At 44.5% G+C, this 24700-nt stretch carries 20 protein-coding genes and 1 tRNA gene; 11 read left to right on the forward strand and 10 right to left on the reverse strand.

Annotated features, from left to right (window positions below; genetic code table 11):
• Position 1 precedes the first annotated feature (1 nt).
• From L3C95_RS06385 to L3C95_RS06400, 4 genes are all read right to left on the reverse strand, one after another.
• Positions 2-1201: a citrate/2-methylcitrate synthase gene (locus L3C95_RS06385; RefSeq protein ID WP_236385964.1), complete on the reverse strand. Its 1200-nt coding sequence runs from the start codon at positions 1199-1201 to the stop codon at positions 2-4.
• On the reverse strand, positions 1191-2696 hold the full coding sequence (locus tag L3C95_RS06390) for an AMP-binding protein (RefSeq protein ID WP_236385965.1): 1506 nt from the start codon (positions 2694-2696) through the stop codon (positions 1191-1193). Before L3C95_RS06390 ends, L3C95_RS06385 begins: the two co-directional genes overlap by 11 nt.
• Positions 2689-4359, reverse strand: a complete 1671-nt coding sequence (locus tag L3C95_RS06395) for a thiamine pyrophosphate-binding protein (RefSeq protein WP_236385966.1) — start codon at positions 4357-4359, stop codon at positions 2689-2691. Before L3C95_RS06395 ends, L3C95_RS06390 begins: the two co-directional genes overlap by 8 nt.
• Before the next feature lie 192 nt (positions 4360-4551).
• Positions 4552-6444, reverse strand: coding sequence for a chloride channel protein (locus tag L3C95_RS06400; RefSeq protein ID WP_236385967.1), 1893 nt, complete (start codon positions 6442-6444; stop codon positions 4552-4554).
• A gap of 109 nt (positions 6445-6553) precedes the next feature.
• On the opposite strand from L3C95_RS06400, the gene L3C95_RS06405 reads away from it, so the two are divergent.
• From L3C95_RS06405 to L3C95_RS06415, 3 genes are all read left to right on the forward strand, one after another.
• Positions 6554-7225, forward strand: coding sequence for a Crp/Fnr family transcriptional regulator (locus L3C95_RS06405; RefSeq protein ID WP_236385968.1), 672 nt, complete (start codon positions 6554-6556; stop codon positions 7223-7225).
• A 274-nt stretch (positions 7226-7499) separates the two neighbouring features.
• Positions 7500-9797 carry a hypothetical protein gene (locus L3C95_RS06410; protein ID WP_236385969.1) on the forward strand — a complete coding sequence of 766 codons (2298 nt, stop codon included), beginning with the start codon at positions 7500-7502 and terminating at the stop codon, positions 9795-9797.
• Positions 9794-10750 carry a hypothetical protein gene (locus L3C95_RS06415; RefSeq protein ID WP_236385970.1) on the forward strand — a complete coding sequence of 319 codons (957 nt, stop codon included), beginning with the start codon at positions 9794-9796 and terminating at the stop codon, positions 10748-10750. The genes L3C95_RS06410 and L3C95_RS06415 overlap by 4 nt, the downstream gene beginning before the upstream one ends.
• A 139-nt stretch (positions 10751-10889) precedes the next feature.
• On the opposite strand, the gene L3C95_RS06420 is transcribed toward L3C95_RS06415, so the two are convergent.
• Positions 10890-10964 (reverse strand) — tRNA-Glu (locus tag L3C95_RS06420).
• 100 nt (positions 10965-11064) lie between these two features.
• On the opposite strand from L3C95_RS06420, the gene L3C95_RS06425 reads away from it, so the two are divergent.
• Together L3C95_RS06425 and L3C95_RS06430 are read left to right on the forward strand one after the other, a co-directional pair.
• Positions 11065-11451 carry a response regulator gene (locus L3C95_RS06425; protein ID WP_236385971.1) on the forward strand — a complete coding sequence of 129 codons (387 nt, stop codon included), beginning with the start codon at positions 11065-11067 and terminating at the stop codon, positions 11449-11451.
• Between the two features lie 527 nt (positions 11452-11978).
• Complete coding sequence (locus L3C95_RS06430; protein ID WP_236385973.1) at positions 11979-13277, forward strand: hypothetical protein; 1299 nt, start codon at positions 11979-11981, stop codon at positions 13275-13277.
• A gap of 76 nt (positions 13278-13353) precedes the next feature.
• Here L3C95_RS06430 and L3C95_RS06435 read toward each other — a convergent pair whose 3' ends face one another.
• Positions 13354-14196: a dienelactone hydrolase family protein gene (locus L3C95_RS06435; protein ID WP_236385974.1), complete on the reverse strand. Its 843-nt coding sequence runs from the start codon at positions 14194-14196 to the stop codon at positions 13354-13356.
• A 147-nt stretch (positions 14197-14343) separates the two neighbouring features.
• Here L3C95_RS06435 and L3C95_RS06440 point away from each other — a divergent pair, with 147 nt between their 5' ends.
• Positions 14344-15951: a PAS domain S-box protein gene (locus tag L3C95_RS06440; protein WP_236385975.1), complete on the forward strand. Its 1608-nt coding sequence runs from the start codon at positions 14344-14346 to the stop codon at positions 15949-15951.
• 4 nt (positions 15952-15955) lie between these two features.
• On the opposite strand, the gene L3C95_RS06445 is transcribed toward L3C95_RS06440, so the two are convergent.
• Positions 15956-16357, reverse strand: a complete 402-nt coding sequence (locus L3C95_RS06445) for a response regulator (protein WP_236385976.1) — start codon at positions 16355-16357, stop codon at positions 15956-15958.
• A gap of 194 nt (positions 16358-16551) precedes the next feature.
• Here L3C95_RS06445 and L3C95_RS06450 point away from each other — a divergent pair, with 194 nt between their 5' ends.
• Positions 16552-17859: a spondin domain-containing protein gene (locus tag L3C95_RS06450; protein ID WP_236385977.1), complete on the forward strand. Its 1308-nt coding sequence runs from the start codon at positions 16552-16554 to the stop codon at positions 17857-17859.
• 157 nt (positions 17860-18016) lie between these two features.
• Positions 18017-18883 (forward strand): AraC family transcriptional regulator, encoded by an 867-nt coding sequence (locus tag L3C95_RS06455; protein WP_236385978.1) that lies wholly within the window; start codon positions 18017-18019, stop codon positions 18881-18883.
• Positions 18884-18961: 78 nt separating this feature from the next.
• On the opposite strand, the gene L3C95_RS06460 is transcribed toward L3C95_RS06455, so the two are convergent.
• Entirely contained in the window at positions 18962-19747 is a 786-nt protein-coding gene (locus L3C95_RS06460; protein WP_236385979.1) for a glycoside hydrolase family 16 protein, read from the reverse strand.
• Positions 19748-19955: 208 nt separating this feature from the next.
• Positions 19956-20519 carry a Crp/Fnr family transcriptional regulator gene (locus tag L3C95_RS06465; RefSeq protein ID WP_236385980.1) on the reverse strand — a complete coding sequence of 188 codons (564 nt, stop codon included), beginning with the start codon at positions 20517-20519 and terminating at the stop codon, positions 19956-19958.
• Positions 20520-20645: 126 nt separating this feature from the next.
• Between L3C95_RS06465 and L3C95_RS06470 the strand changes: the two genes are divergently transcribed.
• The 3 genes from L3C95_RS06470 (at position 20646) to L3C95_RS06480 (ending at position 23179) form a co-directional block, all read left to right on the forward strand.
• The gene (locus tag L3C95_RS06470) at positions 20646-21422 is read left to right on the forward strand and encodes a type 1 glutamine amidotransferase domain-containing protein (RefSeq protein ID WP_236385981.1); all 777 of its coding nucleotides are present in this window, start codon (positions 20646-20648) and stop codon (positions 21420-21422) included.
• Positions 21423-21505: 83 nt separating this feature from the next.
• On the forward strand, positions 21506-22501 hold the full coding sequence (locus L3C95_RS06475) for a zinc-dependent alcohol dehydrogenase family protein (RefSeq protein ID WP_236385982.1): 996 nt from the start codon (positions 21506-21508) through the stop codon (positions 22499-22501).
• Positions 22502-22717: 216 nt separating this feature from the next.
• Complete coding sequence (locus L3C95_RS06480) at positions 22718-23179, forward strand: hypothetical protein (protein ID WP_236385983.1); 462 nt, start codon at positions 22718-22720, stop codon at positions 23177-23179.
• A gap of 52 nt (positions 23180-23231) precedes the next feature.
• Here the strand turns inward: L3C95_RS06480 and L3C95_RS06485 are convergent, their stop codons facing one another.
• A complete protein-coding gene (locus L3C95_RS06485) occupies positions 23232-24377 on the reverse strand; it encodes a papain-like cysteine protease family protein (RefSeq protein WP_236385984.1) in 1146 nt (381 codons plus the stop codon).
• Between the last annotated feature and the right edge of the window lie 323 nt (positions 24378-24700).

Raw genomic sequence — 24700 nt, forward strand, 5'->3', positions numbered from 1 at the left:
GTTATTTGTATAATTCCTGTGGTCTGATAATAGGGAGGCGATCGGACTGATTCTCGTAATAATGTGCGATCCAGCCAGCTACTCTGCTGAGTGATAACATCACTGTGTTCATGGAAGAAGGCATCCCGAACAAAGTGTAAAACACATTATTGAACAAGTCAGGATTAGGGAAGATGAATCTGCTGGTGAAATAAGTGTCGTTACTTACACGATCTGTCAGTTCAAACGCCAGCCTTCTGATCACATCTACGCTGACGTATACCGGATCGTCAGACTGTAACATATTGTACATGATCCTTGCTCTAGGATCCCAGTTTTTATAAATGCGGTGTCCGAAACCATAAATTACTTCCCTGCGCCCCATTTTTTCAGCAATAAACTCGCTGGCGCTGATACCTCTTTGTATAATCTCGTTATACATCTGTGATACATATTGACTGGCACCACCGTGCAATCTTCCTTTAAATGCTGCAATACCACTGGCTATCGCTGTATAGATATCTCCTCCTGCGCTGGCAATATTACGGACGGTTGCTGTTGAGCAATTTTGTCCATGCTCAGCATGCAGCATCAGGATGATGTTAAAGAGTGGTGCATACAGATCAGCTTTTTCAGGAGATACCTGCTGTAAGAAACGGTGATAAACAGGTTGGGCTGAGGTACTGCTATTCCATGTGATATTATGTTGCAACTGATAATAGTATGCCGCAATTACAAAAAGCTGGGCGATAATGAACTGGGCCTGCACCAACGGATCCTCATTGCCGGGAATATATTTTTCTTCAATGCCTGACAGGGCGGTTACGCCTACCAACAGAAAATCCATCGGATGAATGGAGGCCGGTAAATGTTGTAGCACTGCCTGTATCCCGGCATCTAATACGAAGTATTGGTGCATCCCTTTGCTAAACTGCAGTTCTCCTGAAGGATCGTTATCAAGCTGTGTAATTAACTGGAATGCGAGGCCCTCGAAGTCTGTTTCACCGATCTTTTCCTCAATAGGAGTGCTGCCATAGAACAACTGGCCTGTTTTTCCATCAATGCGGCTGATACTGCTTTTACAGAAGCTGGTATGATTAGCGCCGGGGTCAAATACAATAACGTTATTAATACCTTTTTTAAATTCCAGTACCTGGTGAGTACCAGTCGTAGTTATGTTAAAAAGATCTGTAAGCGATGTTTGAAGGGTATTATTTTCCATGATAGTAATATTTTTCTTTTAACTTATTTTTCTGCACCTTACCTGTATTGGTTCTGGGGATTGTATCGAAGATGATGGCTTTGGGGCATTTATAGTGCGCTAGTTTATCTCTGCAGAATGCAATGATCTCCTGATCCGAAGCGGTCCTCCCTTTTTTCAGTTCAATGACGGCTTTGGGTATCTCACCCCATTTGTGATCGTGTACCGGGATGACCGCTGCCAGGAGGATGTCAGGGTGTTGATACAATACGTTCTCCACTTCAATGGAGGAAATATTTTCACCGCCACTGATGATCAGATCTTTTTTTCTATCCACTATTTCAGCATGTCCATCCTGATGAATTACTGCAAGATCGCCGGTATGGAACCAGCCACCTTTAAATGCCTGGCGGGTTAACTTTATATCTTTGTAATAGCCCTGCATAATATTGTTACCACGTACCACCACCTCTCCGATCGTTTTACCGTCCCAGGCTACAGGACGCAGCTGATCATCTACAACGTTCATGAACACCCCATGTACACTGGCAATGCCTTGCCTTGATCTGTCGTTGCTTTCACACACGGAATGAGGTCCATGTGTTTCTGTCAGTCCATATACATGAATGATTTTGACGTCATTTTCCTCAAATCTCCTGATGGTATCAGGCGCCGGTGCGGAGCCTGCCGTGATGATAGTCAGTTTGCCGTAGCTTCCCAGCAGAGAAAAATTGATAGCCTGTTGCAACTGTATAAGCACTGTAGGTGCAGCGCACAAATGGGTGATCTGCTGACTGGTGATATAGGAAACAATATATTCAGGATCAAAGCTGTCTATAAAAAAGTGCGTTCCTCCTATTGCGGTTACTGCCCAGGTATAACACCATCCGTTACAGTGGAACATGGGAAGTATCCACAGGTAGTTACAGTCGGCTGTCAGCGAGGCCGTGATACATTCTCCCAAGGTGTTCAGGTAGGTGCTCCGGTGCGAGTACATCACTCCTTTGGGATGCCCGGTTGTACCGCTGGTATAATTCAGGGAGATGGTATCGTCTTCGCTGATCCGTGGAACTTTATGTTTATAGCGCCCTTCATTTTTATAAAGCTCTTCGCTGTTGATGAACATATGTACTTCAACTACCTCGCTGTAAGATGCATGGTAGTACTGTTCCTCTGTAACCAGAATTTTTACGGCAGCATGTTTCAGGATATAGCTGATTTCCTTTTCATTCAGCCTGTAATTAATGGGTACGAGGATGGCCCCGCACATGGGGACCGCATAATGTGCTTCCAGCAGCTGGTGGTTGTTCCTGCTGATGTAAGCAATGCGGTCCCCCGGTTGTACACCTAGTTCCCTGAAGCGTGTGGCAGTACGGACGCAGTCACTGTACAATGTTCCATATGTCTTTCTGATATTGTCCTGTACAACGGCTGTTTTATCTTTATAAAAAGCAGCAGCCCGTTCAAGGAACAGCAGGGGGCTAAGAGGCGTATGATTGGCATTATACTTAGTCATTGATCTCCATTTCTTCAGGTACTGCAACTTCTCTGAATCTGTAGTCGTATACGATAGGAATTTCTATCAGCATCGGTTTATTGGTAGAAAATGCAACTTCCATCATTGATTCCAGCTGCTCTGGCGCCTCCAGCTGTATGCTTTTCATGCCATTGGCTTCGGCCAGTTTTACAAAGTCTACGTTGCCAAATTCAACGCTGCGCTTGAAGATCTCTTCTCTTTCCAGGAACTGGTAGTATTTGATCAGGCCAAAGGCATTATCTTTCAGGACAACGATCACAATCGGAATATTGTAACGCACAGCGGTTTCAAGATCCTGGCTGGTAGAGTGGAAGCCTCCATCTCCGCAGATGACAGCTACTCTTTCAGTAGGTCTGGCTAGTTTAGCGCCCATGCCTGCAGGCAAGCCAAAGCCGAATGTTCCGCATACATTGGAACACATAAAAGTGTCCGGCTCATAGGTTTTGCTAAGCAATCCAGCGTATTGTTTGTGTAAGCCGATGTCGCTGCACAATACTCCTGATTCGCCCAGCGCATTGCGGACAGACTGGATGATCAGCGGAATATTCGAAAACTCTTCGCTTACAAAAGGTGTTCTTTTATCGAAAAGTTGTTTTAATTCCAGCAGTGCTTCATTGTCTTCTTTAGGAGTTATGCCCTGTTGCATGATGTAAGGGAACACCTGTTTCAGGTCGCCCGTAAAAAGGATATCTGGCTGAAATACCTTACCCATATCATTATAATGGGTATTGATAACGATGGTCTCTTTTTTATTTTTCCACAAACCTGACTTCAGGTCTTCTCCGAAGTCATAACCGATCAGTAGCAGCAGATCGCTGTTATCGAAGATCTGGGACACCAGATCATCATGATATATTTTGTCTATGTATTTATTGCAGGGGGTAATAAACAGCGGATGATCTTCCGGAACAATACCTTTTGATGCCAGCGTGGAGATAACGGGTATATTATGCGCGTTGATGAATTCCACCAGTTCTTCACAGCAATTGTCCCTGATCAGCTGATTGCCAACAATGACCAGTGGTTTTTTTGCATTTTTAATCTTGCTGAGCACTACGTCTAACTGACGGAAATCAGGCAGGGGAGCCGGTTTTCTTTTTACAGGAGCGAGGGTTTGCAGCAAGGATTCTGCTTCTTCATCAGGTATTTCCTGTTCCATTACATCAGTAGGGAAACTCAGGTATACAGGACCTGGAATATCGTTAACTGCTATTTCGAGGGCTGTTTTAAGTAGTTCGGGTATTTCGAGGATGTTTTCTATCTGCGCAGCGAATTTGGTAATAGGACGCATCATGGATACGTTGTCAATGCACTGGTGGGTCTGGTTAAAATGTACTTCCGCTCTTGGTATCTGTGCTGATACAGCCAGCATTGGAGATCTGTCAAGAATAGCAGACACTATACCGGTAGACAGATTGGAGAGCCCGGGGCCGAAAGTGGAATAACACATCTGTGGCTCTCCTGTCATGCGGCCAAATACATCGGCCATAATACCGGCAGCAAATTCATGACGGGTGAGGTAAAAATCCAGGGATGCTTCTTCATCGAACTGCATGGCCTGTGCTTCTCCGCCTACAATGCCGAAGACTTTTCTGATTCCTAATTTGGCAACTGATTTTAAAAATAACTTTGAGGCTTTCATCTTGTGAATGTTTGGTGGATCAATATGCCATAAAAGTAGAAGGAAAGCCCCGGCCTGTAATTAGCAAGAATATCAAATTCTGTTGCGGTAGCTACCAAAATATTTTGCGGAAATACGCAAAGAGTTAAAGAAAGTAAAAAAAACGGCAACAATACATCAGTACTGCTGCCGTAACTCCTCGGTATGGTAGGTTTATTTCGTTCCTCTGAAGAGTCTTTTAGACTGTTCCTCTCTCAACCTTTTCGTTCTAGCCAGGAATTTATACCCGCTTCGCTTTATAGAAATTTCCTGTTGATGTTCATCACTATCCTCGCGCCTTCTGCGATAAGTGGAAAGTATCAGATTTTTGGTAATAACCCCGAGTACTTTTTCCTTGTGTTGTCTGGAAACCACAGGTAGTAGATCCAGTTTACGTTCTTCCATTAATATAATGGCAGCAAGTAAGGTACTGTTGGGGAAAACAAAAACCTCGTCATATTTCAGCTCTGATATAGCAGTACTTCCTTTTAATAGTCCCTGATACAGATCTTTTAAATTTATTGCTCCGCGTATCTTATCTTCTTTATCCAGAATGATTGCGCCATATCCGTTTTGTATTTTACCTTCTGATGCTTCCAACACATCTTTGATGTTTTCATTCACCCTTACTGCCGGAACGTTTTTGTCCATCACCTCTTCTACATTCAGTTCCCGTAAAATATCCGGCTCATATGCATCAGGTGTTGGTACGCCTCGCCGGTTAATTTTCTCCGTCATGATAGAGCTTTTCATCATAAAGAAGGAAACAAAGTAAGAAGCGGTGCATGCCCCAAGCAATGGCAATAAACCATGTGGTTGTAAGGTTGTTTCAAAAGCAAAAACGATGGAAGTGAGCAGCGCTCTTGCTGATCCGGCAAACATTGCGGCCATGCCTATAAGTGCGCAGGTAGGCAAACTGATATTGATCTGCGGAAACAGTGATGTCACAATCACGCCAAGTCCCAAACCGGTAGCGCCTCCGATAGTTAACAACGGAGCAAGTGTTCCTCCTGAAGTACCACTTCCTAAAGAAATGGACCAGGAAATAAATTTAAGAAAACACAGTCCCAGTATCAGCTGAATGCTGACGCTTCCACTCAGCAGTTGGGAAATATTACTATAACCAACACCCATTGTGTAGGGAGCAAAATAGCCGGTTATACCCACAGCAAGAGAGCCTATCGGGGGCCACCACATCCAGTGGATGGGTAATTTTTCAAACAGGTCCTCAATAAAGTAAATACTCTTGGTTACAAAAGCTGCAATCACTCCTATAACTGCACCCATGACTACATAACAGATCATTGCGTCTGTACCTGCAGGGGGAATATCCGGCATTGAAAATACGGGCGCATCACTGAAGAGCGCATAGTGCATGGCAGCGCCTGTGGCACAACCTAATGCGACAGGTATGATGGAACGGGGAGAAAACTCAAATAACAGCAATTCGATGGCCAGTAACACTGCTGCTACCGGCGTACCGAAAATAGCGGCCATACCAGCCGTGGCGCCCGCAGTCAGCATAATTTTCCGCTCATTAGGCGAAATATGCATGATCTGGCCGGCCAGTGAGCCGAATGCACCACCTGTCGAAATGATAGGGCCTTCAGCACCAAAGGGACCGCCAGTGCCAATTGAAATAGCGGCGGAAAGCGGCTTCAATAATGTAATGATAGGTTTTATACGACTTTTATTTGTAAGTACCTGCTCCATGGCTTCCGGTATTCCATGACCGCGTATGGCGGAAGACCCGATACGTGCCATAATGCCCACTACCAGGCCACCTATCACTGGTATTAAGATGACCAGCCAGCCAAGCTGATTGTGCGCAGGACTACTTTCCTCGAGCGAAAATTTCCCGTAAAATGAAAGGTTAGTGATCAGGCTGATCAATGCGACCAGGGCCTTTGCGATGAAACCGATTATAATAGCATTAAATATTACCTGAACGCTCAGGAATAAAACTCGTTTCGAAACCAGCGGCCGGTTCTCCTCCTGCTCTCTGGCAATAGAAAGGTCAAGGGACGGCGCTATTGAAATAGATTCATCAATATCTTTATCGTGCATAAAATGTCGTTTACACTGCAAAAATATTGCGAAAACAACACTTTATTGAATTTTTGATCAAAAATGACATTAAAAAACATTGTTTAGGCAATATTTTCTACCTTTGACTATGCATCAACATATTAATTGCTTTCTCAAAAAATATTCTTTACCCGAGTGGGAAGCGGCTATTGACAGTAATTCTAAGCAGTTGAATTTCAAGAAAGGGCAGACAATATTCCGGGAGGATGACCCTGTTACGGGATTTTATTTCCTACATGAAGGCAAGGTTAAAATACACAAGAGGTGGGGAGACGATAAAGAACTTATCATCAAATTAGCAAAAGAAGGCGATGTACTCGGACACAGGGGGATCGGTGCAAATCAGCATTATCCGGTCTCTGCTACGGCCATAGAAGATGCGTCGGTTTGTTTTATTACCACAGCGTTTCTTAAAACTACGCTGCGAATAAATCCTGAACTTACTTACCAGTTGATGCTCTATTATGCCCACGATCTGCAGGAAGCTGAAAAGGGCATGCGGAACATGGTGCATATGGATGTAAAAAGCCGTATCGCGGATACGATACTAAAGATCGCCGACGTGTTTGGTTGTGATAAGGATGGCACTATTAAGGGCACACTGACCAGGCAGGACCTTGCATCTTATGCGGGAACAACGTATGAGACGATATTTAAGGTGATGAACGAGTTCTCGGGTGATTATATTATTGAGCTGTCGGGGAAAACGATTATTATTAAGAATAGAGAGAGATTGGCTTCAATGATAAAGCAGGGGTAGTGGACTCACACGTATGTCTGCAGGATAGCCACGCAATCTCAATAACGCGTTCAGTTGGATTGTCTGATTTATACGAATGAGTTAGTGATGTTAACAAACAAAATAATGCGAGGTACAGGATTATTTTTTCGTCTTGTATAAGGATTGGAACAGCATAATAGTGAAAAGTTAATAGACAGGGCGACGGCTATCCCCTGTTGATCTGTATTTGTGACATAGTTAAATTTTTATATATTTACATCTTTATTCCTTCCCTGACCCGAGTGTTTAACCTATGAAACTTTATTTGCTCGTACTTTTTTTGTTTTTACTCCAATCGGTAACGGGGCAAGTGCTGCTTACCAGGTCCTCACAGCCTTTTTCAAAAGAAAGCCTGCAATTTGCTGATAAGTCGCTGACGGCGGTGGACAAGCCTTATAAAGTTATATATATGCCGTTGCGCTCTTTTATCATGCCTCCTGAAAGTCTCATCGATGAGAAGACAACCCTTACACAATTACGGAATAAAGAGTTTGTTGCCAGCCCGGACCATCTGCAGCATGCGCTTATTGAGCAACAAGCTGCTGATCTCATAACAGTAAAGAGTTATTTTGATAAACTGGAAGACAAAGCGAATACGATCCTGGTGTTGGACAACATTGTGCAAACAGCAGAGGTAGTTGATGGAAATGCGCATATGAAACACCTGGAGGGACGCCAATTTGTCTTCGGGGATGGAATATCGGCTTCAATCAGACAAGTAATTACAAACTACTCGCCTGCGGCGCAACTTGATTTTAATGATCAGACACTTGCTACTAATAATAAATACCTGGAAGAGTATACTTCTGTCCTGGTAACAACTGTAAATAAAAGTGGTGCTGGCAGTATTGTCGAGGATGAATATCCTAAAATGATTCCGTTGTTGATAATGATTGTTGATGGAATTGGATACATACACGCTGATCCGGCAGCAGGTTTGGCCAACCTTACAAACGACGAGCAAGAGAAGTTAAAGACAATAATTAAAGAACGTGTAAATGTGGTGGACATTAAATTTACCCCAATCGATTATAAGCTCAGGGATCAGGATTTCGCTATTTATAGAATGGAAATGGTATATGCTTATAAAGCCAGGATGACAGATGATTTTATTCTCCGTCAGAATAAAGAAGCGAATAGAACGTGGAAACTGAATGATAAAGTAATGGAGACAATGGCTGCAACCGATAGGATCTTTATGTTTACTGCGTTTATGGCGGAGAAAGATGCAGCCAGCAAGTATACTTTAAAGGATGGAGAAAATATATTTACAATCAGCACAGATGTAGGGACAGACTACGACAAAAAGAACCCGACAACGACTTTGGAAATTAAGTTTTCATATAGCAGCAATAAATTCTTTGTCAAAGCCGGCAGAAAAGGAAAAGAACCGGAACGTGTCAACTTTGGTGAAAAGATCGGAGATGAGGACGGTCGTCCGACGTTAAAAATTGGAGATAAGGTAGACCTGTATTTATTTAAACAGGAGGGAGAGACGGAGAAGCTCATAAGTACAGCTATGTGGACGACTGACAATGAGAAATTTGTGACTGCCGATCATTATAGGGTGACAATTGTGGATGGCAAGAACAGTATCATGGTGAAGTCAGGGAAAGATGAGAATGTGAAAATAATTGACTTTTCTTATCAAAAACCTGAAGAAAAGGAAATTGAATATTCGTTTGTAAATATAAATGTAGATGCATTGCCGGCACAGGAAAGCAAAGATTATGCAAAATCCCTGTTTAAGGATGCACTTGGGACTATCAAGGATAAGAATAAAGCATTGTCGAGTTATTTTGTTAGCAATAATGCAAGGATCCAATCTTACGTATTGCCCGGAAACGATCCTTTGCTGGCAAGGCCTGCAGGCGAAAGAACCGTTTTACTGGGATTTGCCAATAAACATTTGGCTGCAACATATCGATCTGACCATCTTGACGTGATTGATATAAAGAAGACAAATAAGGGAATAGTACAGGATGCAACACTTGTTGTCAGGATTTATGGCAGTGACAGACAAACACTGTTAGATGCATCAAGTGCTCCAACTGCTGAGGGTAAAAGCCAGGCAGAGCCTATTCTGACGAGATTGGCAAAGACAGATAAAAATATGTCAGACAAGGTTCGCGCTCTTATTCAGTCCGGCCAGCTGACTGATGCAGCATTGAATGAATGTTATGAGCTTATTCCGGATGACAAAAAAGTATTATCCACATATTTTGGAGGCTTGACAACTAAAAAGCTTATATATCTCAACTATGACGGAATACTCGCATTGGACACAAAGGCTCCCATAACTACTGAGAATAGATTTACAAGTATCACTGCTCATGAAATGATGCACGTATACTTTACTTCAACGAACTACTATTCTGTATTGAAATGGGTTATAATCCGGGAGAAGCGGACTAAATACGGATATGGTTTGGGAACCAGCGATTGTAGTATGGCTGATGGGCATGAGGAATATAACCCGGAAGATCAGAAAACCTGTGACGAGCAAAAAAAGTATATACCAGAACCCACACCAGGAAGCATATCATTATGAGGAAATTATTGACGACACTGTTCTGCTTTGTTTTAAGCTGTACTTTTTTATACGGACAAAGCGGAACTTATCAAAGAGTGCCGGATAGTGTGTCCAGATATATTATATCGCAGGTAAGTGCTGCCATTCTTCAATACCGGGTTGACTATAACCCTGAATTGACAGAAGCGGACAAGATCTATAAAAAGATTGGCAATGAAACGCTGTATAAGGACGCAGCCTGGATATTATTTGAAGACCCGGAAGTTTATGACGCACCGGAGTTATTAATGCATGTTGACAGATGGCCGGAAGGGACTCCATTGGCGCATTATTATATCGTAACAAAATCGGAGAATCGTTTTGCACTGAATTACTCCTTCCGTCCGTACAATGGCAAGCTGACAGATACTTTATATTCAAAAAAGTATGACAGCAATAATAAGTATTTCCCCTCTGATGGACGTTTCCTCGTTTACTACGATGAGAAAAAGGGTATTTTCCGGTACCTGAGCGGCAACTTTTTTCAGGATAGGATAAATGGTTCCTGGTATATATATGGAACAGAAATGATCCCCCAGATCCGTTTGGCACAGTATACAGTCCGACCTCCTGAAAGCTTCCTTGTTAAAGGAGACACTACCATTTATAAAATGCCCGGCGCCCGCGCTATTACCCATGGCACACCCGGCCGATTTTTAGTAAAGACAATTGAAAAGTTTCCTTATGATTATGTGGAAGTGATCTACTATAGTAACAACGTGTCTGAAACAGGAGACAACGACGTCCATCATTTTTATGAAATAAAACAGATCCGTGATTATACCAGAGGATATCCCGTTACCCGGGAGGTAATGAAGCCAGTCGTTCGCTTACTGAATGAAAGAGAAATGGCGGCATTGGAAGAATATTATCATGAACCGGTCTATAATTTTGGGAATGTTGATCCGGCCGGTATTCCGGTGAAGAAATGATAACGAAGAAGGTTGCTGATTGAGCAACCTTCTTCATTATTGATATGTTGAGTGTTTCCGGTGATGAAATAGCAGCAGGGATGGGAACTACCCCAAAATAAAAACGGAGATAATACTTTCGTACTATCTCCGTCCGTGTTGGTACCGCGTACGGGAGTCGAACCCGTCATTCCTCCGTGAAAGGGAGGCGTCTTAGCCGATTGACCAACGCGGCTTTTCCCGTTTGGGATTGCAAAGGTAGTGAAATACTTCATTCCGCAAAATTTTTTTTAAATATTTTCAAAAAGGAGAGAATACCCCACCTTTGTACTACTATGGGAAAACTAAACATACTTATAGCAGAAAACGATGCAAATGGTAAGGTCCTGATACAGGAATCATTTGCCGATACAGGGCTATTTAATGTGGTGGCAGTGGCAGAAGATGGAAAGATCCTGAAAGATATCATGGAGGAATCCGATATCCTGTTCCCGGATGTGATCCTGTCAGCCGCAGGACATGGGTATGATGTCCTTTATTACATTAAAAGAAGTGATGCGTTCCGGGAAATTCCGGTAGTGACCTACTCTGCCTCCGATAGCGGCAGCGAGGAGAAAAAGTGCCAGCAAATGGGCGCTTTAAAACACTTCATTAAGCCTGATAACGCTCCTGGCTATCAGAAAATGGCCAAAGAACTGTATGACCTGTTACTCGGGGAATAAATCATTCCGCTTACCATACTGCTAACCAGCCCCTCCAGGCCGGCCTGCCATACTTTTATACCAATTGCATTCAGCCATGACGTAAGTCATGGCTTTTTTATTGCCTGTATCTCGCCTCAGAACGGGGTGCTATTCCACTCGTTTTTTATTAACAACTCATATACGAACCATCGGCAACCCATATATAACCCATATATAACCCATACCTCTATAAATATGGGTTATATATGGGTCATATATGGCTTATATATGGGTTATATATGGGTTATATCAGGAAATGAGCTATGGTAGCAGGCTTACAAGGAAGTGTAAAAATGTCTATTGTATTATCAGTTAATTAATAAATGAATTTATAATAGATAGTAATTCTATATTTTGAATTGCTTGAGGATAAATATTTATATGAGAGGTTTTGAAAAACAATTCACTGTCAGGATAGAGTGTAGCTGCGTTTGTCCCGAATCCGGGATAGAACAATTGAGAAAGTTATGTAATTTGGCCCCTCCGCAACCAACAAACTACTACTTATGAATAGGAAGAACCTATTTCTGCTTCTTTTAGCTCTTTTTATATTCCGGGTTATTTATGGATTGTGCTCGGAATTCTGGTTCCCTGATGAATTACAAATTTACCTGATCGGATTAAAGTCCTATACTACCGGTACCTGGCCGACCTATGGTCCGGATGTCGTGTATACTAATACACAAATTCCCGGGGCCTTGCAGGGATTGCTGGTCAGCGCCGGATTCTATATTGCGAAGCTGCCCGAGATGCCTGCCCTCATCCTGAACATTTTATCTTTTGCCAGCTTGTCATTACTGGCTTATTATATTACCCGCCGGGTAAAGGGGATTCCCGCCTGGATGATCTGGGTGTTGTGTCTGACCACTCCCTGGGCATTGTATTACCCCACCCGGGTGGTAAACCCATCCTACACAATGGCACTGGCGATCCCTTTCTTTATCTGCCTGTTGGAGATATTACCTATGAGCAAAGACAAATTTATCTCTCCCGGACTGGCTTTCTTTGTGATGGGCCTTACCACAACCATGATCATGCAGCTGCATCTGTCATGGGTGCTGTTGTTACCGTACGCCGGAATAGCGTTGCTCTTTTCTTACCGGCTGGCAGGATTAAAAAGTACTTCCGTACGGTTGATGTTGTACCTGACTGGATTAATCGTGGGAGCCCTGACCCTTATCCCCACCTGGCTGCACCCGGATGCGGAAGCAGGTAAGGTGGCATCCAATGTCGTATTCAACTGGAAGAACATTGAAAATATTGTAACTATACTAACCAGGTACTGGTCTTTCGCTTCTTTTGAAGTGCCCTATGTAGTAGGCAATTCCGAAGAAAAATGGCAGCTGATGAAAGAACAGATGTGGGTCGCACCATTCTTCTTTTTCCTGCTGGTGGTGGGATTTGCACAGGTAGGATTGTTCATCCTTTCCTATTTCATCAAAACGGATAATGAGGAGTGGAAGAAAATGAGATGGCTGAACCTGTTCACTTACTTGCTGGTGTTTGCCAGCTTCTTTTTCTCGATCAAAGGGCCGTCTTCGCATACTTTCTGTATGCTGCTGCCATTGCCGATGATCTACTCTTTCTATTGTTATGAATGGCTGGTATCAAAAAAGGCATTCTTCATACAATTGCTGCGTGTCATTATCATCAGCGGCATCATCTTTCATATCGGGTTGGGAATCTTCAATTTCCAGCACAGGTCATTGTACAAAGACAGGGCAAGAGTGGTGGAAGCCCTCGACAAAATGGATTATAAAGTATTGGGAGAAAGACGTTCAGATAAATTAGGGTACGGTTACTAAACCGTTTGTTGCTGACTTATAAAATAAATGGAGCGTCGCTGACCGGGACGCTCCATTTATTTTGTATGCCTGGATATTACTTGAATATTACACCGAAAAAGGAACGCATATCATTCCATGATGCGGTATCAGCTGCAGCATTATATGCAATTGGCAGGTTGAATTTCTTGCCGTTTGCAGTAGAGGCCGGATTAGTGAACGCATGACTGGCGCCTGCATATTCCTTGAAAGTATAAGGAATGTTCAGAGAGTCCAGCTGCTTTCTGAAAGTAGCTACATCCTGCGCAGGTACGAACGGATCAGCTCCGCCATGGCACACCAGAATTTGTGCTTTGGTCAGATCTTTTACAGGAGTGACACCCTGCAGTCCGCCGTGAAAGCTAACCACACCATTTACAGGAAGACCCAGTTTAGCACCATTCAGTACCATGGAACCGCCGAAGCAGTAACCGATGGCTGCAATACGGGTAGTGTCTGCCTGCGGATAAGTTTTGGCTTTTGCCAATGCTGCCTGCAGTCTGCTGAAGCCCAGTTGTGGATTAGTGTAGAACGGCATAGCATATGCTTTCGCCTGATCAGGATTGTCAGCGTGTTTGCTGCCACCGTACATATCTATACCGATGGCCAGGTAACCCAGCTCAGCAAGCTGTTTGGCCCTGCCCTTAATATAGTCGTCCAGACCCCACCACTCGGGTACGATCAGTACGATCGGCTTTTTAGCTGTGGTGTCATCGCTGAAAGCAACAATACTGTTCATTGTTACACTGTCCGCCTGGATAGCAACAGTTTCTTCTGTAATGGTCGGTTGTGTGGCAGTGCTGTCGGCCTCGTGTCCGGATGTTGCTGGCTGATTGTTGCAGGCTGTCATGCACAATGCAATAGCTGCAGGCGCGATAATTGTTGCGAAATTGAATTTCATGTGATAGTTATTGAGTTAGTTATAATGGAGATATGTATAAGAAGATAAAGGTAGACATTATACGGTTTAGGCTGGTAGCCGCCTATCAAAATAATGCGCCACAGTAAATCGTACTAAAATTAGCTCACTATTACCTAATTTCAAGGAATGGATCGTGGATTTAATACAGCCATATCAAACGCTTTTCTTACAGACGCAGGAATATTACAGCTTGACTTCCTGCAGTTACTGCCTATAGGTGCCTGCTTATACAATGCCAGCGGAAAGGTCTTGTTTTATAATGAAGCTGCTGCCAGGTTGTGGGGAAGAAACCTGGAAATGGCACAGGCAAATAATGTTTTTGATGGTGTTGTTCCGTATTACACAGCAGAAGGGATATATCTACCACACGACGCAGCCACACTTACTGCCCTGATAAAAGAAGGGGCGCCCTGCAATGACTGGCAGGTGGTAATGGAACGCCCCGACAGATCAAGAGTTCTTCTTAAAGGAAATCTTCTTCCTTTGAAAGATAAATTTGGAGCGATGGTGGCTGTTCTTCACTGTTTTCAGGAAGTTGCCGGGACCAATGCATCTGTGCAGGAAATTGACGAGCATATTTCCCGTTACAAAAGGCTGAATGAAGAGCTGAAAAGGAGCGAAGAGCGCTATCATAAAATGATCGAAGAGGTGGAGGATTATGCTATCCTGTTGTTGGACAGATCGGGCGTCATCCAGAACTGGAATAAAGGAGCGGAAAAGATCAAAGGATATCATGAGTCAGAGATTATTGGAAAACATTTCAGTATTTTTTATCAGGCAGAAGACAGGGCAAAACATCTTCCCGACAGGTTGATCGCAGAAGCAACGCAAACAGGAAAAGCTGTGCAGGAAGGTTGGCGTGTGCGCAAAAACGGCACCAGGTTCTGGGGAAGTATTGTCATAACAGCCTTACATGATACAGCACACAATGTTATCGGCTTCTCCAAAGTAACGCGCGACCTGACGGAGAAAAAAATAGCGGAAGATAAGATCAGGCAATATGCAAATGAACTGGAGTTTCAGAACAAAGAGCTGGAACAATTCGCCTATGCAGCTGCACACGATATGAAAGAGCCATTGCGGAAGATCCAGTTTTACAATAACTTTATTTTCGATAATGCCGGTCAGCAGCTGCCGGAGAAATGCCGGGAATATCTGACCCGGTCTATCAACGCGGCCTCCCGGATGCGCGGCCTTATTGACGATCTGCTGACCTATTCACAGGCGTCTTCCTTCTCCCAGGAAATGGTGGATACAGACCTGAATACGGTCATCAGTGAGGTTATTTCATCACATCATGACACCATTGAAAAAAACGATGTGATCATTGATGTAGATCGCTTTCCCGTTATGCGTGTTATTCCCTTCCAGTTTGCCCAGCTGTTTGACAACCTGCTGGGTAATGCCTTGAAATACCGGCATGAGGAACGTCAGCCGCACATCTTCATCAGCGCTGAAAAAACAACGGCGCCTCCCGATGTCAGAAACGCAGGCTTATCCGAAATCTGTTATTACAGGTTCTCCATCATTGACAATGGTATTGGCTTTGAACCTAACTATGCAGATAAGCTCTTTGAGCTTTTCCAGCGCATACATAACCAACCCGGTATTACAGGTTCGGGAATAGGACTTGCAATCTGCAAGAAGATCGTATTGAACCATCACGGTATCATCAAGGCATACGGTAATCCCGGGCAGGGCGCCAGGTTTGACATCTATATTCCATGCGAATAAGATCTCAGCTAGCGGCTGCCAGCATTTGCCTGGCGATGTTGTTCAATTCATCTGTTTTGGTAGGCTTCACAAAGTATTGAAGAGCGCCTTTCTCCATACAACTTTTGACATGTTCGGGCTGGTTGGAAGTGCTCCATACCACCTTGGGAATAGATCTGAGACGAGGGACGTCCTGAATTCTCTCCAGTACCTCTATTGCATTGTAGATGGGCATTTTATAATCAAAAATGAGCAGCTCCGGTAAAGAGTTATCCGGGCAATTGAGCAGATATTCAATGGCTTGTTGCCCATTTACCACTGAATGAATGTCCGCTGTAGGATCCAATCTTAAAATCGCATCTTTCAGAATTTCCTGGTCTTCAGGATCATCATCTGCTAAAAAAATAATTTTAGCCTTACTATCCATATTCTTTATTACAGTTTTCAGTACTTAAATTAATAGTTTCTTTTTAAAATAAAGCCCTTTCCGGCTAAGATTGTTTACAGGTATAATTTTTCCCCCTTCGGGCGGTATCGTCAATTGTTCGGGAAGGACTGTCATTCCCCGCCCCTCCTGATGCGTATAAATTTGTGATTATCCTAAAAACAAAAAGGAATACCATGACAATGAATACGCCACGCCTGGGCTGGATGGCTGCAGTGCTTTTCCCCCTGACCTTTATTGCCTGCAACAAGAATGACGACAATAATCCTGCGGAAGGTACAGAAAAGAGAACAATCACTGTTGAAAATGTACTGAATTCCAGAACCTTGGTAGAATCAGGCTCTTATCAGGGCGAAGGAACTCCGCCCCTGATCCTTCCCGGGCAGTCAGTCAGCTTTCATTTTTCCGCTTCGGTCGGTCAGACGGTGACCTTTGCCTCCATGTATGGATGGTCCAATGATCTGTTCTTTGCTCCTGCAAACCCGGGCATCGCCTTGTATAATGAGAAGAAGGAGCCAATAGAAGGCGATGTATCCGCCCAGGTAAAGCTGTGGGATAATGGCACCAGGATCAACCAGAAACCCGGTGTCGGGGTGAGTCATCCCGGAGTGGCAGACGCAAAGAGCGTCACCGAAGTGAATGGAACTGATGCGCAGGGGAATACTTATTTGCCTGCTTCGTCGCTTGTAAAGGCTACCTTGAAGTATGACGGCGCCTCTTATTTTACATTGACCCTGACCAACACGTCTGGCGGTACAGCCAATGAAACACCGCTCAGTCCCGGGGTATGGGCCATATCTTACATTGCAGGCGGTGATCTGTTGAATAAAACGCCGCTTTATAAATCCGGTGAGCCGACAGCCAATGGCCTTACTGCGCTGGCCGAGGCAGGAGACAATTCTCAGCTTTATAATTATGTAAAAGAGAACACTGGCATTTTCACCCCATTGTCACCGGTACTGGTAGTAGTGTACAATGGCGTTGACAACCCGATATACAAAACAGGCGAGAATGACCGTGCGCAGGGATTAAAGAATCTGGCGCAACAGGGAGATGCCAGTATACTGGCCGCCGCACTGGAGAAACTGAATGGAGTAAAAAAGGTATATGTGCTTCCGGCACCTTCATCAAAGGTATTGCTGCCGGTGATTGGTAATCAGCCGGGAGGTATGGTGTCGCAAGACCTGGATGTGGTAAAGGGCGACCGCCTGGCTATTGCTACTATGTACGGCTTCTCGAATGACTGGTTCTTTGCTTCTGCAGATAACGGTGTCGATGCTACTCAGGCCGGCGACATCTCCACAAGCATTAAATTGTTTGATGATGGAACTGCTATCGACCAGTTCCCCGGCGCAGGGAACGCGCAATTTAACCTGGGAGGCGTTACCTCTGTAGAGAGCAAGCCAATCAGCGAGATCCCTAATCCCAATGCTTTCACGACGCTTCCGGCTATTAGCAATATCGTGAAGGTGACCATTAAATGACCAATCTTGTCATGAGGGAGCCCCAATAACGGGGCTTCCTTTTTTTATCCCCCTTAGATGCCCCGCCCGGGAAGAATCAACAAGTCTCCGGGAAGCCCATACATTCCTCCTGCCAATATATTGTAACACTTTTAACCTGTAGTTAAATGCCACAAGGATGCAGCTGGAATTTACAGATAAATCAACACTGGGCCGCTTTGTCATGAGAGTGAACGATCAGTCGTTCAGAGGGGAGGGGGTAATGAACGGGCAGAAGAGCACCATTAATACTTTCGTTATCAACAAAGGCGAAGAGCAACAGGTTACTATTGATGAGATAGTATACACCATGCCTCCACATTCCGTATTGCCACTGGTGGCTAATCAGCACTTCCTTTTTGAAAAGCCGGAGCTGCTGCTGGCCTGGCAATTTAACCGGGAGTTTTATTGTATCATGGACCACGATGCGGAAGTCAGCTGTGTGGGATTTATCTTTTATGGCATCAAACATCCCATGTTTATCCCGCTCAGTGCAGAGGAGATGCAAAGTCTTGCAACTATTGAGCAGCTGTTTCTGGAAGACATGCAGCTGAGAGACAGTATGCAGGGAGAAATGCTGCGAACCCTGTTAAAACGCGTTATAATAAATGTAACAAGGATTGCCAGGAAGCAGACGGCGTGTTACCAACGGGTGACGGAAGATAAAATGGACATTATCCGGCAGTTCAACCTGTTGCTGGAAATCAATTTCAGGAAGGAACATGAGGTGATGTTTTATGCAGAAGCTATGAATAAATCTCCCAAAACACTGACCAATGTTTTCCGTATCTGTAATTGCCCTTCACCTTCCGCACTAATACACAACAGAATTATACTGGAAGCTAAAAGGTATCTCTATTATACTGACAAATCAGCCAAAGAAATAGGTTATAGTCTTGGCTTTGAAAGCCCCGCCCATTTTAGCAGGTTCTTTAAATTAAAGACCGGGTGTAATGTGTCCAGATTCCGCACCCGCGATTGTGAGGATAGGAGTAGAATTGCCTGAGGTGGAAAAAGAAAAAGGGTTAACCGGAAGGTAGAAACCTTCCTGGCGTAACCCTCTCCATTACAAGACTTACAATACTTATCCAGCGATAAATGCGAATGAGTGTATAATAATTTCAACTTCCTGCTGGTTAGACGGAGCATTACCGTTAAACAGCCAGAGGTTCATGTGTACTGGTAAAGATAATGTGCTTACGTTAAATCCCGATGGAGTTGTCCAGGGGAAAAATGAATTGGCTTCATCCAGGTTGTGACCGTGGTAGCCCTTGTAAGACACAGAAGTGCTGTTACGGACGAATTTATAGGATGTATAAGTGCCGTTCAGCCCCAGCTCATAGGTCTGTGATACGCTACCGGAGCCGGAAGCAGGATACACGGTATAATTATAGTTATGCCATGCACTGTTTCCCCAGCGGGCGAACTCAATATCCATTTCATGGTGCCCGTTGTCACCTGCCTTATAGTTGAACAGGCCCAGTACGATGTTTTTGTCCAGTTTATCCACAGCGCCTTCTATTTTCCATATATAAGAACCGTATCCGAAACTCTGCTGGGAAATTACTTCAGCGCATAACCATCTGCCGGTAGCGGGATCTTTTCTGATCTTCAGATGCAGGTGACCTTCGCTGTCTACCCATACGTTGCTGGCGCTCCAGTAGTTAGGACCGGGACCAGAGGAACCCTGTTCTCTTACTTCCCAGGTATAACCGCTGAAACTGATGGTGGTGGCAGCGGCAGCGGCTGCTTTACGGGCGCCGCCATCTGCGGTTATCGTTGTTGATGGGTTATCTGTTGCTGTCGCAGCTTCTTTGCTGCAGCTTGTAAAAATGGCTAATGCCGCAATAATGATTGTGAGTTTTTGCATAAATAATGGTTTACTTGAAGGATCAAAAATTTTGGCTAGCCAGTATAATGACAGTTGGGAAGGGGGGATACTTTGATGTGGGATGAAAATTTTTTTAAGAAAATGTCAGTAGTTCATTTACAATGAGTTATAGGCGAATGGTCAGGAGTTGGCAAGCGGTAATTGGGGTACACGATAACTTTGTGCCGATTACTGACGGCATACCCCGTTAAACATGCAACCTGCTCAGGGTCTCTCTTGAAACACCAATATACGCCGCAATAAGGGCTTTAGGGACACGCTGGAAGAGCGTTGGATATTGCTCGAGTAACTGCTGGTACCTGGACTGGGCATCATTCTTCAATAATGCCATTACTCTTTTCTGCATGCTAACAAAGCCTGAGGTGATCTTCAAGCGGCAGAAACGTTCAAACTGGTGTATCTCATCGCATAGTCGTTGCCTGTCGGCATACGATATATATAATAACTCCACATCTTCCAGGCACTGGATAATAAAAGATGATTTTCCATCGGTATGCAGTGCGGTGTAATCAGACACCCACCAGTTTTCCATGGAAAACTGCAGGATATGTTCTTTCCCGCTGTCATCGATCACGAATGTTTTCAGTAGTCCTTTCAGCACAAAATATTCATGGTTGACAGTATCTCCTGGTTGAAGAATGATCGAGTGTTTTTTGAATTTCCTGAGATGATAACAGGCGCCTATACGCTCAGCTTCCGCATCGGTCAGTTTTACTAATTCCTCGAAATGTTTTCTAAGCGTTGGATGCATACAGATCTGTTGAATGCATCAAACTTAACAAAAAATATGGTGTGATCTACATCACATGAAATGTGTGAGCCAGGTCCTTGGGCTGAGGGCCTGTGTGAAGCTAGCTTTGTGGAAAATTAAATATATATGAAAACGAAGATCAAATATGTGACAGCATTCCTGGCTTTGATAGCATTGGCTTTTTCCAGCATGACAGTAAGCGCCCAGACCCAAAAAGCGAAGAAGGTGCTGATCGTAGTAACCTCTTTCGAAACAGTGAGCGCGGATATTAAAACCGGCCTCTGGCTGGAGGAATTTGCTGCTCCCTATTTTTATCTGATAGCGCACGGCGTACAGGTGACAGTGGCTTCTCCCAAAGGTGGAAAGACGCCTATTGACCCTGCAAGTGTCAGCGAACAGTTGATCACACCCGCTGCGAAAAAGGCGCTGAATGATCCGGAAGCACAGCGTTGGCTGAACAATACCCTTAAACTTAACACAGTAAAAGCGAAAGATTATGACGCTGTATTCTATCCCGGAGGTCACGGACCAACCTGGGATATGCCTGACAATGCTGCATCTATTGCCTTGATCCAGTCATTTGTTGAACAGCAGAAACCCACTGCGTTTGTATGCCATTCTGCTGCGGCATTGAAAAATGTAAAGACTAAAAACGGCGAATATCTGATTAAAGGTAAAACTGTCACAGGGTATTCCAACGAAGAGGAATCAGCAGGAAAGACAGGAGAAAAAGGGGCTTTTTCGCTGGAAGATATGTTGCGTGAACGTGGTGCAAACTATCAAAAGGCAACTGAGAAATGGACCCCGTTTGCAGTGCAGGATGGTCTGCTGATCACAGGCGAAAACCCAGCTTCATCAGAAGCTACCGCTGAGAAGTTGCTGGCAGCACTTAACTCCAAATGAGCAGTTTAATCATTTCTATGTATCCGGGGATACCTGAGGGAATCTCCGGATAACGTCTCTAGCAGGTAAGTAAACAAGCAGATATGAAGACTACTGTCATAAATAAATTCGGGGATGTGTCTGTATTTGAAAGCACAGAGCAGGCAATTCCTGCACCCGGTCCGGGACAAGTGTTGATCAAAGTAATGGCTACTTCCTATAATCCGGTAGACGGGCATTTGCGTGAGGGGCATATGGGGGCCCTGCCTGGTCCTTTCCCCATCGTGCTGCATGGCGATGTGGCGGGTATAGTCGAAGCAACAGGCGCAGATGTGAAGGGTTTCAAAAAAGGTGATCATGTATATGGATGGACCGGCGGGTTCGGACATCAGGATGGTGCGTTAAGTGAATTTATGCGGGCAGATCAGCGCTTGCTGGCCAGGATGCCGGCTAACCTTAGCTTTTCTGATGCAGCCGCAATACCGTTGGTGGCATTGACGGCATATGAAGCACTGTTCGAAAGAGTGAAGATAGACGCCGGGCAGAAAGTGTTGATATACGGCGGAGTAGGAGGTGTTGGTCATCTGGCGCTGCAATTCGCTAAATTAGCCGGCGCGGAAGTGTATGCAGTTGTTTCAAGAGATGAGCAGATAGCTACTGCGCGCAGCTTTGGCGCCGATCACGTAATCAATTATAATAAGCAGTCTGTAGCCGAATATGTGCAGCGATATACCGATGGGACGGGGTTTGATATTGTGTTTGATACGGTAGGAGGGGCTAATCATACTAATAGCTTTGCGGCAGTGAAACCTTTCGGAAATATTATCTCTACGATCGCAATGGCGCCGCAGGACCTGTCTCCACTGCATTTGAAGGCGGTAAATTTTCATGTAGTTTTCCTGGTGATTCCTATTGCGTATAATATGGATGTCCGTCAGCAGGCATACGGCAGGAACCTGGCACGTATTGCAGAATGGGTGGAGCAGGGGAAAGTGAACGTATTGGTAGATGAGCGGAAATTCTCCTTTGAAGAGGTTGCGGCTGCGCATGAATATGCTGCCTCAGGCCAAAGTAGGGGAAAGGTTGTTATAGCGCGTTGAGTATATTACTGAGTAGATTGTGTGTGAATAAAAAGCTGTCAGAAATGATAGCTTTTTGTTTTTTATCTTGTATATGGGCAGATATGACTGCCTTATTCAAAATTCCACGTATCATGAAAACACTACCGGAATAATACCACACAAGGTTCTGCTGCCTTTGATCAGGGGAATAGTATTCCGCTCACCTGGAACGCCAATAATGGGAAAGTGCTGTGGGTGACACAGGACGCATGGGATGGCGTTCAGCTGCAACTCAACAAAATGTTCAACTGTGGCGATTTTCACAGGTATAGTAATTCAGTGCTGATCCAGCCGGCTAAAACGGATTGGGACCCGGAGCATGCACCCAATATGACTATCAATAATAGTACTTCCGGTAAGCCCCGGCAGGTGTTTAATATACAACCCGGCACTTCATGGAGCTGGGCTGGCCCCGGTATCAAGATTGGCGACAAAGTATATGTGCATTGCGGAGAAGGACAGGGACTGGACATCACCGGTCAGTCACTCTATCGCCTGACACAAAGCACAGGTACGGAATGGAAGGCTGAGCGTACCACGCCCAACGGACTGGATAGTCAGAAGGTTATTAGTTATTCCTGTGGTATGGTGAAGCCTGGAGATGGATATGTGTATGTTTTTGGCAAGGAGGGGATCGACCGCTGCATAAACAAATAGTACCTGACAAAAACACAATCGCCAGCCCGTTTCAGGCTGGCGATTTGCAATATTAAGCACCCATAAGGTCGTCTTGTTTTTCTGTGACAGCTTTCTGTCGGAACACCAGCTCTTTGAAGCTACCCTCATTGAGTACGGTATCTTCCTGTCCAAAGTGGCGAAGCATGTAGTAGCGATCATTTTCCTTATTTTCTGTACGCAGCCAGAGTGCTTCGAGGTTTAGCGCAGGGAATTTCAGTACTCTCATTTCTCCTTCTACCTCTTTTTCCTGTAAGCTGGATTTTATTTTTTCCATGCCATGCTCGATGCGATTGAGGTAGTCGTCGTCAGTGTTTACCTGTAATACCTGTGGATCTTCTTCCGTGGTAGCCAGGTCATAGAGTGCCACAGGTTTCTTCTGATCCAGTTCTATCACACGCAGGGAGCTGGGTCTTTCTGGAATTGTAATATCCCTGTCGATGTCTTTTAATCCTATGACATATGCGTGATGTGCAAAGCTCAATTCCAGCTCGGCAGCGCTCTTGTCAACCTTTAGATTAGGACGCTGTAAACGGATCAGCGGACGAACTTCAGGGATTGGCTTGAGTAGTTCCGGTTTGAATACGAGGTCTTTGATCCACATAAAGTAAAAATGTTTTTTCGTGATGTAGCTATGTGTCCAGGAACCGCTGCCCTGATAATTGTTGGAAAACTGGCTAACGGTGAGTATGCTCTTGCCGTAGATGGGGTCATCAATATGGAAATACTTGGTGTTAAATATTTTTGACACGCCGTATATAGCCATAAAATGTCCGCCACCACCGGACCAGCCAATGCGGGTACCTACCACAAGGCCGGCATCAATTTGTTCTTTAACAGCTTCCCAGGTCATCGTACCGCCTCTCAGTTCAACGAAGTTCTTGGTACGTGTCAGTGCCTTGTCCAGGTACCAGGGCACATTACAGGGGCCGGGAACGGGTGATGTACAGCAGGTCTGTCCGAGTTCTGCAGATGCGATCTTACATTGTGTCCAGGGATTTAACAGTGCTGAATAAAAGAAGGACACGCTTTTGGAAGTCGCGGCCCAGCACCAGTTTGACTGTGTCTGCGCTTCCATATTAAAGTTAAGCACTGTACTTGAGTAAAAATTGTTCCAGAGGAATAATTCATCTACGAAAGGTTTTTGAATAACCTGCTCCTGAAGATTTGTGAAATTCATGACATATTATGTTTGGGGTTGAAAAATCAGCAGCTCGTTGTGGAATTGTGAGAGCAAAAATACCGGGTTTGGTAATTTTTGAAAAGCGTATAAATACCTGATTTATATAGGTGATAAGGGTACGGGTACCGTACACAGCTGTGGGGACAGTTTCGCATTGAGGTGACATTGTAAAGTAATTGACCCAGATAAAATGGAGCTGCCACGGAAGGTATTGTTGGGCTATAGCAGGCCGGATCAGTATCAAATTTTGCGAGGATGTTTCGTAAGCATTCACACTAAAAATGGGTTCATTGAGTTGATTTTATTACAATTTCTGCGCT

This window comes from Chitinophaga filiformis (genome assembly GCF_021646545.1).
In the GTDB taxonomy this organism is placed as follows: Bacteria; Bacteroidota; Bacteroidia; order Chitinophagales; family Chitinophagaceae; genus Chitinophaga; species Chitinophaga filiformis_A.